The organism is Nostoc sp. PCC 7524 (assembly GCF_000316645.1).
Taxonomy (GTDB): Bacteria; Cyanobacteriota; Cyanobacteriia; order Cyanobacteriales; family Nostocaceae; genus Trichormus.
This window is the reverse complement of sequence record NC_019684.1, coordinates 2,766,218-2,782,634: the sequence shown is the minus strand read 5'-3', so window position 1 is coordinate 2,782,634 and position 16,417 is coordinate 2,766,218. Positions and strand designations below refer to the sequence as shown.

Annotated in this window: 11 protein-coding genes and 1 other RNA gene; 6 read left to right on the top strand and 6 right to left on the bottom strand. The window is 38.6% G+C overall.

Annotated features, from left to right (window positions below; all coding sequences use genetic code 11):
* Positions 1-93 precede the first annotated feature (93 nt).
* The 3 genes from NOS7524_RS11065 to NOS7524_RS11055 are packed head-to-tail and all read left to right on the top strand — an operon-like array spanning position 94 to position 2,854.
* Positions 94-1,212, top strand: coding sequence for an AAA family ATPase (locus NOS7524_RS11065; RefSeq protein WP_015138571.1), 1,119 nt, complete (start codon positions 94-96; stop codon positions 1,210-1,212).
* Positions 1,199-1,744 carry a hypothetical protein gene (locus NOS7524_RS11060; protein WP_015138570.1) on the top strand — a complete coding sequence of 182 codons (546 nt, stop codon included), beginning with the start codon at positions 1,199-1,201 and terminating at the stop codon, positions 1,742-1,744. The genes NOS7524_RS11065 and NOS7524_RS11060 overlap by 14 nt, the downstream gene beginning before the upstream one ends.
* Before the next feature lie 3 nt (positions 1,745-1,747).
* On the top strand, positions 1,748-2,854 hold the full coding sequence (locus NOS7524_RS11055; protein WP_015138569.1) for a precorrin-8X methylmutase: 1,107 nt from the start codon (positions 1,748-1,750) through the stop codon (positions 2,852-2,854).
* Positions 2,855-3,012: 158 nt separating this feature from the next.
* Here NOS7524_RS11055 and NOS7524_RS11050 read toward each other — a convergent pair whose 3' ends face one another.
* The 6 genes from NOS7524_RS11050 to NOS7524_RS11025 form a co-directional block, all read right to left on the bottom strand.
* Positions 3,013-6,588 (bottom strand): hybrid sensor histidine kinase/response regulator, encoded by a 3,576-nt coding sequence (locus NOS7524_RS11050; protein WP_015138568.1) that lies wholly within the window; start codon positions 6,586-6,588, stop codon positions 3,013-3,015.
* A 128-nt stretch (positions 6,589-6,716) separates the two neighbouring features.
* Positions 6,717-10,028 (bottom strand): GAF domain-containing protein, encoded by a 3,312-nt coding sequence (locus NOS7524_RS11045; RefSeq protein ID WP_015138567.1) that lies wholly within the window; start codon positions 10,026-10,028, stop codon positions 6,717-6,719.
* Between the two features lie 73 nt (positions 10,029-10,101).
* A complete protein-coding gene (locus NOS7524_RS11040) occupies positions 10,102-10,575 on the bottom strand; it encodes a chemotaxis protein CheW (protein WP_041555697.1) in 474 nt (157 codons plus the stop codon).
* Positions 10,576-10,625: 50 nt separating this feature from the next.
* The gene (locus NOS7524_RS11035) at positions 10,626-10,988 is read right to left on the bottom strand and encodes a response regulator transcription factor (protein ID WP_015138565.1); all 363 of its coding nucleotides are present in this window, start codon (positions 10,986-10,988) and stop codon (positions 10,626-10,628) included.
* A 319-nt stretch (positions 10,989-11,307) separates the two neighbouring features.
* Positions 11,308-12,549: a response regulator gene (locus NOS7524_RS11030; protein WP_015138564.1), complete on the bottom strand. Its 1,242-nt coding sequence runs from the start codon at positions 12,547-12,549 to the stop codon at positions 11,308-11,310.
* 884 nt (positions 12,550-13,433) lie between these two features.
* Positions 13,434-13,757, bottom strand: a complete 324-nt coding sequence (locus tag NOS7524_RS11025) for a hypothetical protein (RefSeq protein WP_015138563.1) — start codon at positions 13,755-13,757, stop codon at positions 13,434-13,436.
* Positions 13,758-14,289: 532 nt separating this feature from the next.
* Here NOS7524_RS11025 and NOS7524_RS11020 point away from each other — a divergent pair.
* The 3 genes from NOS7524_RS11020 to ssrS all read left to right on the top strand — a co-directional run bounded on the left by NOS7524_RS11020 (position 14,290) and on the right by ssrS (position 16,303).
* The gene (locus NOS7524_RS11020; RefSeq protein ID WP_015138562.1) at positions 14,290-14,802 is read left to right on the top strand and encodes a pentapeptide repeat-containing protein; all 513 of its coding nucleotides are present in this window, start codon (positions 14,290-14,292) and stop codon (positions 14,800-14,802) included.
* Positions 14,802-15,950 carry a 5-(carboxyamino)imidazole ribonucleotide synthase gene (locus tag NOS7524_RS11015; RefSeq protein ID WP_015138561.1) on the top strand — a complete coding sequence of 383 codons (1,149 nt, stop codon included), beginning with the start codon at positions 14,802-14,804 and terminating at the stop codon, positions 15,948-15,950. The genes NOS7524_RS11020 and NOS7524_RS11015 overlap by 1 nt, the downstream gene beginning before the upstream one ends.
* 169 nt (positions 15,951-16,119) lie before the next feature.
* Positions 16,120-16,303, top strand: a non-coding RNA gene (gene ssrS / locus NOS7524_RS28025) — 6S RNA.
* The last annotated feature ends 114 nt before the right edge of the window (positions 16,304-16,417 follow it).

Here is a 16,417-nt window from a genome sequence, read left to right as displayed (position 1 = left end):
ACATTAATGTTAAGGTCAAGAGTATGGATATAGAAAAAAGGGTAGTAGATACAACAAAATTCTTATAAACTTCTGCATAGGGAGGAAAAGTATATGTTAAAACGAATTTATATTGATAACTTTCGATGCTTGGTGAATTTTGAACTTAACTTTGATGCAATTAATTTATTTCTTGGCGGTAATGGTTCAGGTAAATCAACTGTTTTTGACGCTTTGCGGAGACTGCAACTTTTTGTAATTGGTGGTCATCAAATAGAAGCAGTTTTTCCTATTTTTCAATGTACTCGTTGGCAGAATTTATCAATTCAACGTTTTGAGATAGAAGTAGCTGGGAATCAAGGAAATTACAAATATGAACTAGCAATTGAGCATCATCAAAACAAAAGCCGTATTCACTATGAACGCCTATGGTATGAGCAGCAACCTTTAATAAAATATGAACAAGGTGAAGTAGAAATATTCGATGATAATTACTCACCAAGCCCAAAATACCCCTTTGATTTTTCCCAGTCAGTTTTATCTTTATTACAACCACGTAATGATAACACAAAATTAACTTGGTTCAAATACCGCATAGAGCGATTTATCATTGTACAAATAATTCCGTCGTTGATGCTTGATGGTAGTGATCAAGAACAAAAAATCTTGAGTCCTAAAATGGAAAATTTTGTGGCTTGGTATCGCTATATTTCACAAGATCAGGGAAAAGTAGCTGAAATAATTAACGTTCTAAAGAATGTATTGGACAATTTTTCAAGTTTGAAATTTGAACAGTTCAGTGATAACTATCGTGCTTTGAAATTAAAATTTACATCTAGTGAAAACCGAAAAACAATAATTGATTATTACCTTGGAGAATTATCAGATGGGCAGAAAGCTTTGTTAGCTTTATATACGCTGGTTTATTGTACTCAATCTGAAGACTATACATTATGTATAGATGAACCAGAAAATTTTTTAGCCCTCCCAGAAATTCAACCTTGGTTAACTCAGCTTTATGATTTTTGTAGCGAGAAAAAAATGCAGGCTTTGCTCATCTCTCACCATCCTGAACTCATTAATTATCTTCTAGCATCGCCTATAGGTTATTGGTTTGAGCGTCAAAGTAATGCTCCTGTACGTGTGAAAAAAATTAGTAATGAAGCTGCTGTTGATGTTAGCTTGCCAATTTCAGAATTAATTGCGCGGGGATGGCTGCATGAGTCAGCGTAGGATACAGATTGTTATCTTGTGTGAAGATAGACAACAAGAAGTTTTCGCTCGTTATTTTCTTAAACAAAGAGGTTTTACAGGAAATATTAGAACTAGATTTTGTCCAAAAGGTGCAGGAGAGCAATTTGTTAGAGAAAGCTATGCCGCAGAAGTAAAAGCATTTCGTAGTAAAAATTATATTTCAGGAATGTTAGTTGTTTTAATTGATGCAGATACAAAAAATGTAGAAGACAGGCTGAAGCAATTAAACGATGCACTCATCAAAGATTTACAAAAATCTCGTGAAACTGATGAAGCTATAGCCATATTTGTACCAAAAAGAAACATTGAAACTTGGATTCATTATTTACAAGGAGAGACTGTTAATGAAGAAACAGTATATGCAAAATTTCCTCATAATGAATCAGCTTGTAAACCCGATGTTGAGAACTTGGCAGATAAATGTCGTCAGGGAAGTTTAGATGCTAATGCACCGCCATCACTTCAGGCTGCTTGTGGAGAATTACAAAGAATTTTGGGGTTGTTAGGGTAAATTATGAACTCTGGTTGTTTGACGATTAAAGAACTGACACGAGCTGTAGGAGGTGGAATTACACCCCGGATGGTACGACATTACCATGAGTTAGGTTTACTGCCCCAGCCAGTGCGATCGCCTAGTAATTATCGTCTCTACACCGAAACCGATGTGATGAGGCTGCAACGGATTATGGCACTGAAGCAGCAAGGTTTCCAACTCAACCACATTCGCCAAATTCTAGAGGTAGAACCAGAATTAAATACCAACCCTAATTTAATGGCGCAATTACAACAACAGTATCGGGCGGTAATACAGCAAATTTCCCAACTGCGCCAAACAGCCGCAGCCTTAGAAGGATTATTAGGGCGCGATCGCCATTGTCAAATTCTACAGGCAGAAGTATTAGCCCAACTCAAGTTATTAGAAGTAGAAACCCAAACTGGATTGGGTAGTTTAGAAAAACTTTGGCATGGCTTAGACGCAGAGGTTCACACTCACTCAGAAGTGTTTGCAGAATCTTTGCACCACTTACTCCCGGATTTATCCAACCGTTCCGAGATAGAACAACATTTAATTTCTCAGTTAGTTTTGGCTTGTGGTGATGTCAGCTTAGTGTCTTTTGTTAGAGTCAGTCAGGGCGCAATTGCAGCTAGTCGAGTCGCCCTTGCTGCTGGTTGCGACATAGTGGTGGACATTCCCACCATTGCGGCAGCTGTAGATCAAACTCGATTAGCTCATCTAGGCTGCCAAGTAACAAATTTAATTGACAATCCCCACGTTAATACTGTCACAGAAGCCGAACAAGAATTCTGGCAACATCAGGAATGGCAAGGCAGATTAGAGCAAGTAAATGAAGGTTGTATATTAGTAATTGGTTATACTCCTTCAGTATTACTAACAGTCTGTACACTGATTCAGCAGCAAAAAATTCAACCCTCCCTAGTAATTGGGATGCCCATAGGCTTTAGTCATGCTCCCGCCGCCAAGCGGCAACTAACGCAGCAAAATATACCCTTTATCACTATTGAAGGGACTATTGGTGGCGGCTTACTAGCTGCTACTGCTCTAAACTCCCTCGTTGAGTCATTAATCGACAAGCCAGATTGCCATTGTTATCTCAGTTAGGAGGATATAGCAATCCGATTTGATTTCTAAAATTATCTGCGTAGTGGCGTGGCAAGCCAGTAGGATGCGTTAGATATCAAGTATCTGTTTATTGACAGCATTCGAGCCGTCTGACGCACCCTACTAATATGCCAGTTACGTAAGTCTTGTTTAAATAGCTACGCAGTAACTAACTGATTTGAATTCTGTTTAACTGTATTCATTAATTTCTCAATTGTAGCTAGCAATTCATGTTCTAAATAAGGCTTAGTTAAGTAACCTTGAGCTCCTAATTCTTGAGCCAGTTGACGATGTTTTTCGGCACTGCGAGAAGTGAGAATCACTATAGGTAATTTGGACACATTGGGGTTTTGTCGAATATTACTTAATAATTCAAACCCATTCATGCGCGGCATTTCTAAATCTGAAATCACTATCTGAATCTCAGGGTGTCGGTGTAATTGTTCTAAAGCTTCTATCCCATTCTGTGCTTGTATGACTTGATAACCAGATTTTTGTAGTGTTAACGAAACAGTTTGACGCAGGCTAATAGCATCATCTACTACTAAAACTACTATTGATGATTTGTAAGGCGCTTCTATAGATTGGCTGGGGGCTTCTTTTACAAGGTTTGTAGGTTTAGAAGCAGCCAATAGTGGTATTGGTTTCAGAGTAGACTCTGACACTGGTAAGGCTTGATTATTTGCCGAATTATCTCCTGGTAAAGCATCACTATCTAGTGTGGCTTGCATTTCTACAGACTGGAGTAATAAAGCACCATCAATTACTAAAATTAAGGTTCCATTAGCCAAGCTACTACAACCATATATGTATTTTGGTGGAGCGATCGCATTTCCTAAAGGTCTGATGACTAATTCCTGTTCACCAATAATTTGGTCAACTTCTAAAGCAAAAACACCATGATTACGCCTCAACACTAACACAGGATTATTCATCACTTCTGTGTTAGTGTCAGGTAGTAAATTTTGATTATTGACCCTGTGAGGAAAGGAATTATTATAAGACATTAACTCTGATAGTTGATAGAGGCTGACCATAGTTTCATCATTCTCTGGGTGCCAGTGCAGAACTTTTTTGCCTTCAAATTCTTGGATTTGTTGCGATGAGGGAATGACAATTTTTTCGATACTATCTAGTAATAAAGCGTAAATAGTACCACCAGCTTGGACTAACATTAATTGGTCGGTAGTCATAGAGAAAGGAATTTTGAGGATAAATGTTGTGCCTTGATTGGGCAAAGATTGCACCGAAATTGAGCCGTTAAGTGTTTGCAATTGAGAACGGACAATCTCCAAGCCCATTCCTCTTCCAGAAATTTCACTCACCTGATCAGCAGTAGAAAATCCTGGTGCAAACATGACATCTAATAAATCTGATTCCTGCCAGCGATCATTTGCTGGATTTAATTTTAGTTCACTAGCTTTTTTGCAAATCTTGTCTAAATTCAATCCCTGTCCATCATCTCTCACCTCAATGACTGTCTGACTACCTTGATGATAGGCACAGATTTCAATTACACCCTGTTCTGGTTTACCGCGTTCCCGGCGAAGTTGGGGGGATTCAATACCGTGGTCAAAAGCATTACGCACTAATTGTAAGATGGGATCGTAAATTTTTTCGGCGATCGCCTTATCTATCAGTAAGCCTGTACCAGTGAGTCGCAATTCCACTGATTTTTGATAGACATTACCCAGTTTCTTCACCATCTGGGGAAGGCGATTTAAAATATTACCTAAAGGTAGCATTCTGGCTTCGACTAAATTATCGATCATCGTCAAAGCCAATTTTTGTTGCTTGTCATTGATTTGGGTAGCTTGCTTAAGAAGTAAATCAATTGATTCTGTCGTCTCTTGTAATTGCAGTGTCTCTTCTATGGCTTCGTGTAATGTTAAATGAAATTCTGTATAGACATCCATTTCTAAGGCATCAAACTTCACCGATGCAAAATCTTGGCTAGATTCTGAAGTAAGATTGTGCATCTGTAATGGTAAATCACGTAACTGATTTAAGGTTTCTTGATGTCTGCTCAGTTGCTGCAAAAGTCTTTCCAAAATTTCTTGTGTTTGTTCGTCATTTAATGTGCGCCGTTTTTGGTAAATTAATGATTCACCAGCCAGGTAATTAATCCGTTGGAGTCCCTCTACATCAACACGAATTAATGAGCTTTGTTGATTTTTCTTTTGTTGGTAAGATAAAGATTTCTCTTCTTTATCGTCTATTTGCTCATTCACAACATCAATTGCTGTCTCTGTGATTTCTGTACTTATTTGCTCACTAACAACTAAAGATTTTTCACTATCATCAGCATTAACTTGCTCATCTGATTGAATCTCTAAATCCTCAGATGAGTTTTGATTAGTTTCTCCTCCCCAGATGGTTTCTAGGAGGTTGTCATTAATCATAGATTGAGGTTTGGCTATCTCTTTCAGCAATAACAGTTTTTGTAAATCAGGACTGTCAGACCAATTTTTTTCCTCGGCAGACACAGGAGGATGTTTTTTATATTCTGCGGCTAGTAAACTAATTTTATTTTGTAATGCTTGGATAAAAGGAATACTATGGTCAGATTTTTTAGTGGAATACTGGAATTTAGCAACTGCCAAAAGGATAATTGAAATCATCCCTTGCCGATAAATACATAAGCTTTCGCTATCATCATCACTGCGAATAAACTCTAGGAATTGATTCAGCCAGCTATCAACATAACTTAGAAAAGTTTCACCTTCATGATTGGTAATCAACATATCCAGAGATAATTCTGATTCTGGTATTGCCATTTCGTGATTAAACCATCCGAAAATATAGCGAATCACTTTTAAGTAAAATTTAGCTGTGATAGGTTTAATACATTCATTTTTATTATTACCAGATGTTGTTAAAAATTGATAAAATTCCTCTTCTCTATCTAAAGATGGAGCATTTACAGTGTGGGTATTTGTTGCTTCTGGGGCTAATGTGAGTTGTTGTAAAGCCGCAGTAGGTTCGCCACCACGGGTGCGATCGCCTGCTAAAATTTCTTGTTTTGCTTGCTGCAAATTGGCCAAAGCAATCTCTGCGATCTGGTGTACTTGAGTCGGATTTGCTTGCAATGCTGCCAGTATTGTTTGAGCAATTTCTCCAAAACCAGGTAAATTTAAAGACTCTGCCAAACCCAGAAATACCTCGGATTGGGAAGTTAAAAACTCGATGAATTCTGTTTGATTTGAGGTGTTTTTAATAGCCTCAGCGATACTTTCTAAACGTTGTTTAACACCAGTATCAAATATAGATTGTACAATATCAAATCCCAATTCTTCAGAAGTAGGTATATGGCTATCATCACCAAATGCGTCACCTAATTTGGTTTGAATTTGGGCAAATACTGAAGTTGCTCGTTGTAAGAGTCCTTCATCATTAATTACACCCCCTGAGAATTCTGCTTTTAATGCTAAATTCAAGCATTCATAAGCTTGATGTAACAGCGTTTGTAGTTCAGAATCTATGATGACATCTGGGTTATAGAGAGACTTAAACACATCTTCTAAAGAGTGGGCAATCATCTTAATTATCTCTAGCCCAACAGTAGCAGCACCACCTTTAATCGTATGGGTTGCCCGCATTAAGTTATGTACTGTGGCTATGCAATGACTTTCCGATAAACTTAATAATTCCTGTTCAATAGTTTCTAATAAGTCTGGGGCTTCTGCTAGGAAATAAATATAGCCCTGTTCACGAATTTCAGTGTTGGTAATCATAATATGGGGAAGTGGGGAATGGGGAATGGGGAATAGGGAATGGGAATTGGGAATTGGGGAATGGGGATTGGGTTTTCCTCAACTTCCAACTTTCTACTCCCAACTTTCTACTCCCAACTCCCTAATTTTTAATTCACTTTGAACTTACTGGCAGTTGTTAATAACTCTTGCGCCATATTTGATAAATCTTGGAAGACAGCTGCAATTTCTTGGGATTCACCAAAGGTTTTGTTTGCAATTGCTGCTACATCTTTCATGGAATTAGTTACTGAAACAGATTGTTCCATTTGTTTTTGAGTGGCTTCCGTAATGCGCTGAATTAGCTGGCTAATTTCCGCAGTGGCAGAAACAATCGCATTCAAGTTGTGTCGGGTGTCATTCACAAAATTTGTCCCTTCCACTACCTGCTGAATCCCAGTTTCCATTGCTACTGCAACTTCCCCTGTTTCCTCTTGAATTTCTTGGACTAATTTCTCAATTTCGATAGTCGCGGCTGCTGATTGGCGAGACAAAGAACGAACTTCATCAGCTACCACTGCAAAGCCTTTACCGTATTCTCCGGCGCGTGTAGCTTCAATCGCGGCGTTCAAAGCCAATACGTTTGTCTGGGTAGCAAAGCTACTAATCAAATTCACCACTTTGGAGATTTTTTGCGAAGACTCACCTAAGCGTTTAATCTTTTTGCTGGTTTGAGCTACAGTTTCTCGAATCGCTTGGATGGCTTGCACAGTTTGATTCATGGCTGCATCGCCAGATTCGACTGTTTGGTTGGCTTGTTTTACTGCTAGTTGTACTAACTCTGCACTGTTAACAACAGCTTGGGTAGCATTTACCATTTGTTGAATTTCACCCAAGGCTCCGGTAATTTCGTCAGACTGTTGTTTTGCTAGCTGATTTAGTCCCGCCAGAGAAGTATTACTGTTGCTGGAAGTTTGGGCAACTTTTTGCGATGAAGATTGTACTTGCAATACAATCTGGCGCAATGCTTGCAGGGTGTTGTTGTAAGCATCGGCGATTGTACCGAGTTCATCATCTGTAATCGGCGCACGTACTGTTAAATCCCCCAGTAAAGCTGGTCTGACGGCTTTTAGGAGTTGAATAGAACGCTGTTGGAGTAATTCCGTGGCGGCTTTGTCTCGTGCGGCTGCTTCTGCTAGTTGTGCTGATTGTGTTTGCAGTTTTTGCAGATATTCAGTTTGTTGCAGTGCTAGTCCTAATTGGTCGCCAATTCTGGCTAACAAGGTAACTTGTGATTCTTCCCAATCGCGAGTACCGGAATTTTGATAAGCTGCAAATAATCCCCATAATTGTTCATTAAAAAAGATAGGAACAATCACGTAAGCTTTGACTTCAAACTGCTCTAAAATCTCTAAGTGACAAGGGAAATGACCTGCTTGGTAGATGTCATTCACTACAAAGCTTTCACCTTTAGCATATCGACCTCCTTGAGTTTCTTGTAGGTGGGTATCTTCCCAGACAGTTTTGATATCGGGTCCGACTAATTTCACCCAATTATGACCAACTGATTCTGCAATAAATTCTCCACTCCAATCAGGGTTAAAACGATAGACCGCCACGCGATCGCACCGTAATAATTGCCTGACTTCTTGGGTACTGACTTTGAAGATTTCTTCTAAATCTAAGGCTTGGCGAATCCGGTTAACTATCTTGGTAAAGGCTTTTTCTTGTTCGGCAATCTGAATTAATTTATCAGATTTGCTGCGGACTTGTTCTAGATAGTCTATCTGTGATTTAGCTAGACTAAATTGTGAGGCGATTTGAGTTAAAAAGTTAACTTCCCATGATTGCCATTCACGCGAGCCGGAGTTTTGATAAGCTGCTAATAATCCCCATAATTTTTCGCCAAAAAATATCGGCACAATGATGTAAGCTTTGGCTTCAAATTGCTCCAAAATTTCTATATGGCAAGGGGCTAAACCTATTGTATAGATATCATTAACAACAAAGTTTTCACCATTGACATACCGACCGCCTTTAGTATCTTGGAGATAGGTGTCATCTAGAACAGTTTTGATATCTGGCCCGACTAATTTTGTCCAACCTTGACCGACTGACTCAGCTACAAACATTCCACCCCAGTCTGCTTTAAACTGATAAACAGCCACGCGATCGCATCTTAATGATTGGCGGACATCTTGGGTAGTGGTTTTAAAAACAGTATCAACATCTGAGGCTTGACGGATGCGGTTAACTATCTTCGTAAAGGCTTTTTCTTGTTCGGCAATTTGGATCAATTGCTCAGATTGTAGGCGCATTTGTTCTAGATATTCTGCATGGGCGATCGCCACACCAAACTGCAAGCCAATTTGATTTAAAAAGCTCAGTTCCCACTCTTGCCAATCACGAGTACCAGAATTTTGATAAGCTGCCAATAATCCCCATAATTTGTCCCCAGCAAATACAGGTACAATTATGTAAGCTTTAACTTCAAATTGCTCTAATATCTCTAGGTGACAGGGGAAATGACCTGCTTTATAGATATCATTAACTACAAAGCTTTCTTGATGGCGATAGCGTCCACCTTGTGTTTCTTGGAGGTGGCTATCTTCCCAAACTGTTTTAATACCTGGCCCTACCAGTTTTACCCAACCATTACCTACAGATTCTGCAACAAATTCCCCACTCCAATCGGCGTTAAAGTGATAAACTGCGACGCGATCGCATTTTAATAATTGCCGGATTTCTTGAGTGGTGGTTTGAAAGATTTTATCGATATTAGATATATGTAAAATCTTATCTATGACTTTTGCTACTGCTTGTTTAGACTGTGTTTGCAGCTGCAATTCTTTTTGAAATTCAAAGCTTTGTAACCTGTAGGTTAGTTCTGTAGTAACTTGAGATAGTAGAGTAATTTCTACTTCTTGCCATTGTCTCGCACAAGCACAACTATTGACTGCTAGTAATCCCCAAACTTTACCTGCTACCACAATGGGTAAACTTAAACTAGCTTTAATTTGGAATTTATCTAAAAGCTGTTTTTGATAGGGAGTCAGTTGTACTTGATTAACATCATCAATTGTGATGGGTTCTACATAGTCTTGATTGGTATGTAAACCAAACAAAATTCCTGGGAGAATTTCACCCAAAGCAGGTGTCCAACCCAGAGTTCTAGATTCTGCTAAAACTGTGCCAGAATCAGGAGAATTAAATTGATAAATTAAAACGCGATCGCAAGTAATTTTGTCTCTAACTTTAGCTACAGTCACCTTTAAGACGGCATCCATATCCGATGCTTGACGCATCTGGGTAGTAATGTCTTGTAATTGCTGTCTCCAAGTTTTAAATTCTTGAGCGATCGCACTAAATGCGTTATTATGAGAAGTATGACTTAAATTAACACTATCTTGTGGTTTTTCTAAAGGTGCTACCGTAGAAACTAAATCATCACTTTCATGACTGTTGTGATACGCAATTGTCATTTTATAGACCTCAGGGAAATTATTAGTTTAATCAATTGATCATGGCTGAGTTCACCAAGCCATTACCAAAACGTCAATTATGAGTAGCCCACATGGGAGAATGAATAATTGCATCTGCATCAAGATTAAATATCATTCTCTCTTCATCGTTAATAAAATATCCTTGTAGAAAAGGTGATATCGATTGAGAGAATAATTCAGCAGATGGCGCTTTCATTTGATGTGTATCTAGCCACTCAATATCCATCAACTGTCTGACCAAAAGTCCTAAATACTTACCATTTTCTTCTAATACAATCGCCATCATTTTTGTGAGCAAATTTGCAGCTTGTGGCAAAGGCGGATAACCTAACATCTCTTCTAAATCTACTAACCACAGCATTTCATCTCGCCAGTTATAAACGCCCAAAATACAATTAGGCATCTGAGGTACACTACATATATCACCCAACGAGACTGGCAAAATTTCTGTGATATTTTCTAAAGAAATTACTGCTGTATCTCTGGTTCCTAAATGAAAACTTAAAAATTTTTGCTGACTCTCCAAAGCTTCTTGTCCTTTGATTTCATCAATATTTCCTAGATTAGTAACACTGATCAATTAAAGAATCGCTTGAGTGTTGTTGTTAATTCTTCTTGATTTATAGGTTTAGCAAGATAAGCGTCTGCTCCTAGCATATTTCCCCAAATTTTATCTACATCGCTATTTTTAGTAGAACAAAAAACTACAGGAATATTGCTAGTATCAGGGTTACTTTTTAATTCTCGGCAAATTTCAAATCCACTTTTACCAGGCAGAATCACATCAAGAAAGATTAAATCTGGCTTATTTTTATCTATTTTGGCTTGAGCTTCTTCACTACTTGTAGCACTAATTACAGAACAGCCAGCTTGTTGTAAATAACGGCTGATAATTTCCATATCAGTTAAGCCATCTTCAATCACTAAAACAGTAGTCATAGAACTTACCTAGGATTTTTTCAGTGGTCAACCAAACATATCAAAAACCATTGAAACCAGATGCAAACAGGCTTTGATTTTGTTATTATTTTGATTCCTTGTTGCTAAAACTGGCTCAGGAAAAATACTTAGTGTTACATTTCTTGATTTAATAATATTTAAATTAATGCTGAAAAAACACTATTTTAGAGATGCTATAAATTGCGTCTCTAAATATTTTTAAAATTCGTATGAGTAAATCATTGTAGAGACATAGCACTGCTACGTCTCTACATTATTTGTCAGAGATGTCTGATTAATATTTTGCTTTGTTTACAACTCAAGCTATACCTTGACGAACTACTCCTAAATGTGAGTTGCTATTAACTTGAGATTTAGGTTGTACAGGTAAATATTTACGGACTATGCTCAATACCTTGTCTGTAGCTACAGGTTTAGTCAGAAAATCTGTAGAACCCACTACCTTAGACCTGACTCTATCTAACAGTCCATCATTGCCAGTTAAGATAATTACAGGCGTATTGGCAAAAGTAGAAATTCGCCGCAACTGCGTGCAGATTTCGTAACCACTAGCGACAGGCATAATCAAGTCTAAAAAAATGAGATCTGGTTTTTCCTGAATGAGAATTGGTAAAGCTTGTACAGCATCTTGAATTTTGACAAACCTCATTCCATATGAGGTAATGATCTCCTCCATGATTTTACAAACTTGTGGGCTATCATCCACACAAGCCACCAACGGAGCATGAGATTTTTTTGGTTGTGCAGATACAGGCTTGCTGGGAGTTTCTAATACAACGAAAGGTAAGTCAGGTACTTCTACTAACTCAATAATGCCTTTGAGAATATAAGGAAGTAACGAACGCGAGACAGGTAGAACATTCTGCTTCATTCTGATGGCTAAATCTCGCAGTGTTTGCTTGCCAGTAATCAAATTGACAAAGTTTTTGTAGACTGATGGACTAACTACCTGTTGCAGTTGTTCTGGCCTTCTAATTACTGGTGCTAAGTCAGGAAAAACATTCGCCAAGCCGCCATCAGACCAATTTTTCCATGAGTCTTGCATCTGTTTCATCGACACATCTGCGCTGGTGAAACTCATGGGTGTTTCTAGGATAACCTCTTGGTTGCGTTCTGCACGGGGTGCAGTGCCGTCGGCATCGCAACTCACAGACACAAAATTTGTCTGTTGGGCTAGGTCAAATAATATTTCTGCTAAAGTGTTCTCCACAATAGCGTTAACTTGTTCTCGTTGGAGTTTTTGCTTTTTATACAAAATTTCCAAAAGACGATAATCCCAGTAATCATTGGCAATATCTTGTTGGCGTAACTGCATTTTATCCACATCAATCTGCGGACAATGTTGAGCCATATGTCTACGCCATCGCCGAAAAGGATGTGTTCCTCCAGCCGCCCAAACTATTCGACCTAACCGATAGTAAAAAAACCATCGATGTCCTTTGGGGCTACTAATAATTAACTGTCCGTTGTATTGCAGTTGAGTACAAGTTTTAAATTCATTTAAAATGTTATCTGATACCATTAGTTCCGGGTGGGTCATACTTGAGTACCTTTATTTCATCAATCAGCCTTTTCAACACCCAACCTAGCTGAAATTTTTTTAGCAGGATTCTTAATGTTTATCAGTTTATTTAGCTAACTATGGTTAATATCAGCCTGTTTATTCTGGATGAATGGGCATATAGCAGATTTGACTGAAAAGTGAAAAGCATTTGGGTAACTGTGAATGCAAGCAACCCTGATTAAGCAAGCATAGGATCAAAAATTTTTTCAAAATAGTTACAATTACCGTTAAATTTTCACTATTCACACTAAATTGCTACATTTCAATCTCACTCCAACATTAAGATAATTTGATTTGATGTAACTATTTTAGATAGTGTTAATTTGATTTATATCCGTAGAAATTCTGATTTTTATTGATAATAAAAACCTAATCTTTCCGCAATTTTTATGATTTTTTTTGGGATTGTTTCCGAAAGTTCCAACTTAGTTACAAACTTAACATTTTTTAACATTAACCATAGAGTCAAGCTTATTTTCCATCACACGCTTAAAATTCTGCGTATATTGCAATACGGTTCAGTTAAGGCTAAAATTTGGGGTCTGTAAAGTAAGGAAAAGTTCGTAGTAAGGACTACAGTCCTTAGATGAGGACTAAAGTCCTCTCTACAAGACGCTTGCGCGAACACTACAAACTATTTTCTTAACTGAACTCATTACCATCAGAGGCTTTTAAACCTGTCACCCCTAAAGGGGTTCGCCACTTGCTATATGCCGGGGAACCCGTCCACCGCAGTGGCTCACCTGTCACCTGTCACTTGTCACCTGCTATATCTAAAAAGTTACTATCGACATTAAAAACTGCTCTGGCTGAAGGTAATGCCGAGAGCAGTATAGAGGAGTAATAACCAATTAAATAATCTAGGCATCCTCTGGTTCAAGTTGAGCCACTGTAACAGCATTGAACGCAAAAGCAAAAACCAATGGCATAGGACATCTGAGTGCCAAGGTAGAAACAACTGCCACTATCGTGCTAATGACGGCTGAAAATGACCACAATTTTTCTTCAAATGTTAGTCCCTTTTCCGATTTAATTCCTCTTAGCACATGAACCGGAATTGGTTCAGGCATCACACATCCTGGAGGAAAAGCCCAATAATGATTGCGTCGCTCTACAAATAGTTCTGTCCAGCCATTTTCTTGGCACCATGCTTCGATCCATTCAATAGAGTAGTGTGTCATCATTGCAATTACGTGTGTAACTTGTTGAATTTGTTTAGTTAGCGACGATAAATTTTGAGCAGATTTATCTTTAGTTTAGAACTCACTATAAAAATATAGTTAATACTCCCCCTACAGAGCTTTTTAAGCATCAGAAAGCTAACATCAATCATGCTCAATGCTCGCCTTGATTTAAAGATTAACAGTCAATATTCCCAGCAAAACACAAATGACAATAAACTTTACCTAGAAAAATTGAAATTGAAGAATTGTAAACCACATGGCGATCGCTGATCATCAAATCGAAATATGTATCGTCAAAAGCCACATTAAACATCAAGAATTGTAAATTAACTATTGAGCCATCACTTGGAAAGCTTGACTTACTACTTTATATAACTAGCGATGTTTTCTCTACCATCTAGAGTTAGATATAGTTCACAAATTGTCAGCATTTAGTTATAAAATGCTGATATTTATCTCCAAATACTGACTTTTGTGACAAAATGTTAAGCTATTAGTTATCTACAACACCTGAAGATGGGGAAAATGTCAAATGAAACCCAAAACTAACTATTTCAAAATATTTTGGCAGCCAGTATTGGCTTTAATGTTAGGGATAAGTGTCTTTTGCTCGCCGTCACCAGCCTTAGCAGACTGGACTCATCCTTTATCATTTAGCAACGCAGAATTAGCCAGACATGATTTTGCCGGTGATAGTTTACAAGCGGCTGAGTTTTCTAACGCCAATTTAGAAATGACTGACTTTACAGGTGCTGATTTGCGAGGAGCAGTATTGAGTGCTTCGGTGATGACACAAGCAAATCTCCACAAAGCAGATTTAACTAATGCAATGGTGGATCAGGTAAACTTAACAGGGGCTGATTTAAGTGATGCTGTTTTCAAAGAAGCCCTATTACTCCGCGCCATCTTTAATGATGTAAACATAGAAGGTGCAGACTTTACTGATGCACTTTTAGATAAGGCGCAAATCAAAGAACTTTGTACCAAAGCTAGCGGAGTAAATTCTCAAACAGGCGTAGCAACTCGTGATTCTTTAGGATGTTAATGAAGCGTGTAGGTGTAATAGGTGGTGGACAGCTAGCCTGGATGATGGGAGGTGCGGCCAAAAAACTAGGTGTGGAATTAATCATACAAACCCCTAGTAATCAAGACCCAGCTGTCAGCATTGCCCAAGATAATGTATTAGCCGCAGTTGATGATGCTCAGGCAACAAAATTATTAGCCGCCAAAAGTGATGTCATCACCTTTGAAAATGAATTTGTGAATTTAGAAGCATTATCGCTGTTGGCAAAGCAAGGTATCTGCTTCCGTCCTCGGTTAGAAGCTTTATCGCCTTTATTAGATAAATATCATCAACGTTGTTATTTACGCGATTTGGGGCTACCAGTTCCCCAATTTTTCGCTGTTGAACCAAAGGAAAATCTGACTTCAAAAATTGCAGATTTAGGGTTTCCTTTAGTTCTCAAATCTCGTCGCCACGGTTATGACGGGCAAGGGACTTTCATTATTCATGATTTAGAGACTTTGCAGCAGAAATTGGCGATGAATCAAACCATCCCAACCGCTAGCCAAAGTCTATTTTTAGTAGAAGAATTCGTTCCCTTTGAACGAGAACTAGCCGTAATTGCTGCCCGTTCTGTAGAGGGTGAAGTTGTCATCTATCCAGTGGTAGAAACACAACAAGAACAACAAGTATGTCGGCGAGTAATAGCCCCAGCTGATATTACACCCCATCAAGCAGCAGAAACAGAAGCGATCGCCCATACTCTATTAAATAGCCTGCAAGCTGTAGGAGTGTTTGGCATTGAATTATTTCTCACTCCAGCAGGCAAAGTCTTAGTTAATGAAATAGCCCCCCGAACCCACAATTCCGGGCATTTTTCCTTAGATGCCTGCGAAACCTCCCAATTTGAGCAACATCTTAGAGCTGTTTGTGGGCTACCTTTGGGTAATCCTCAATTACAATGTGCAACTGCTGTCATGATCAACCTCTTGGGTTATGAAAATTCTCACAGCGACTACCAAGACAAACGCCAAAAACTGGCACAGATACCCCAAGCACACGTTCACTGGTACAACAAGTCACAATCCCGTCCAGGGCGCAAACTAGGACACGTCACAGTTTTGTTAGAAAATCATAACCCAGCCCTAGCTGCTGAAATTGCTCATAGTGTGGAGTCTATTTGGTATTGATGCGATGAGATGAGGGAGTGAGGGGAGATGAGCAAGTGAGGGGAGATGAGGAAGAATGCCCTATGTCCCATACCCAGTCCCCAGTCCCCAATCCCCAGTCCCCAATCCCCCACAAAAATTATTTTCCCAAGTCAGTACACAACCTGTTCGAGAAAGCTATAATGAGTGAGTTGCACTGCGACGTTGGTGACTGCCATCAAGTTTTTTGATCTATGTCTTTAAGAAAAAGGGAACCAAACGTCTCTCGTGGCAGTAGACCGGGCAAGTACCCGGAAACTTTAAACGAGGAAAATCGGTACCCACCTGGTTTAACCAGGTCATAAACTTAGGTAAAACGGCGTTGCGGTGAACTCAAAAATTTTAGCTCCCAAGTTAACTAAAACTTGGGAGTTTTAATTTTATTGATTAATATTTCTTATATAAAATTGAATAATTCAAAATAAGGAGTAATCACTAAAAACTAAAGT

Coding starts and splice junctions, on each gene's coding strand:
- NOS7524_RS11020 (WP_015138562.1), top strand. CDS start 14,290: ATGAAACCCAAAACTAACTATTTCAAAATATTTTGGCAGCCAGTATTG.
- NOS7524_RS11030 (WP_015138564.1), bottom strand. CDS start 12,549: ATGACCCACCCGGAACTAATGGTATCAGATAACATTTTAAATGAATTT.
- NOS7524_RS11055 (WP_015138569.1), top strand. CDS start 1,748: ATGAACTCTGGTTGTTTGACGATTAAAGAACTGACACGAGCTGTAGGA.
- NOS7524_RS11035 (WP_015138565.1), bottom strand. CDS start 10,988: ATGACTACTGTTTTAGTGATTGAAGATGGCTTAACTGATATGGAAATT.
- NOS7524_RS11060 (WP_015138570.1), top strand. CDS start 1,199: ATGAGTCAGCGTAGGATACAGATTGTTATCTTGTGTGAAGATAGACAA.
- NOS7524_RS11025 (WP_015138563.1), bottom strand. CDS start 13,757: ATGATGACACACTACTCTATTGAATGGATCGAAGCATGGTGCCAAGAA.
- NOS7524_RS11065 (WP_015138571.1), top strand. CDS start 94: ATGTTAAAACGAATTTATATTGATAACTTTCGATGCTTGGTGAATTTT.
- NOS7524_RS11045 (WP_015138567.1), bottom strand. CDS start 10,028: ATGACAATTGCGTATCACAACAGTCATGAAAGTGATGATTTAGTTTCT.
- NOS7524_RS11015 (WP_015138561.1), top strand. CDS start 14,802: ATGAAGCGTGTAGGTGTAATAGGTGGTGGACAGCTAGCCTGGATGATG.
- NOS7524_RS11050 (WP_015138568.1), bottom strand. CDS start 6,588: ATGATTACCAACACTGAAATTCGTGAACAGGGCTATATTTATTTCCTA.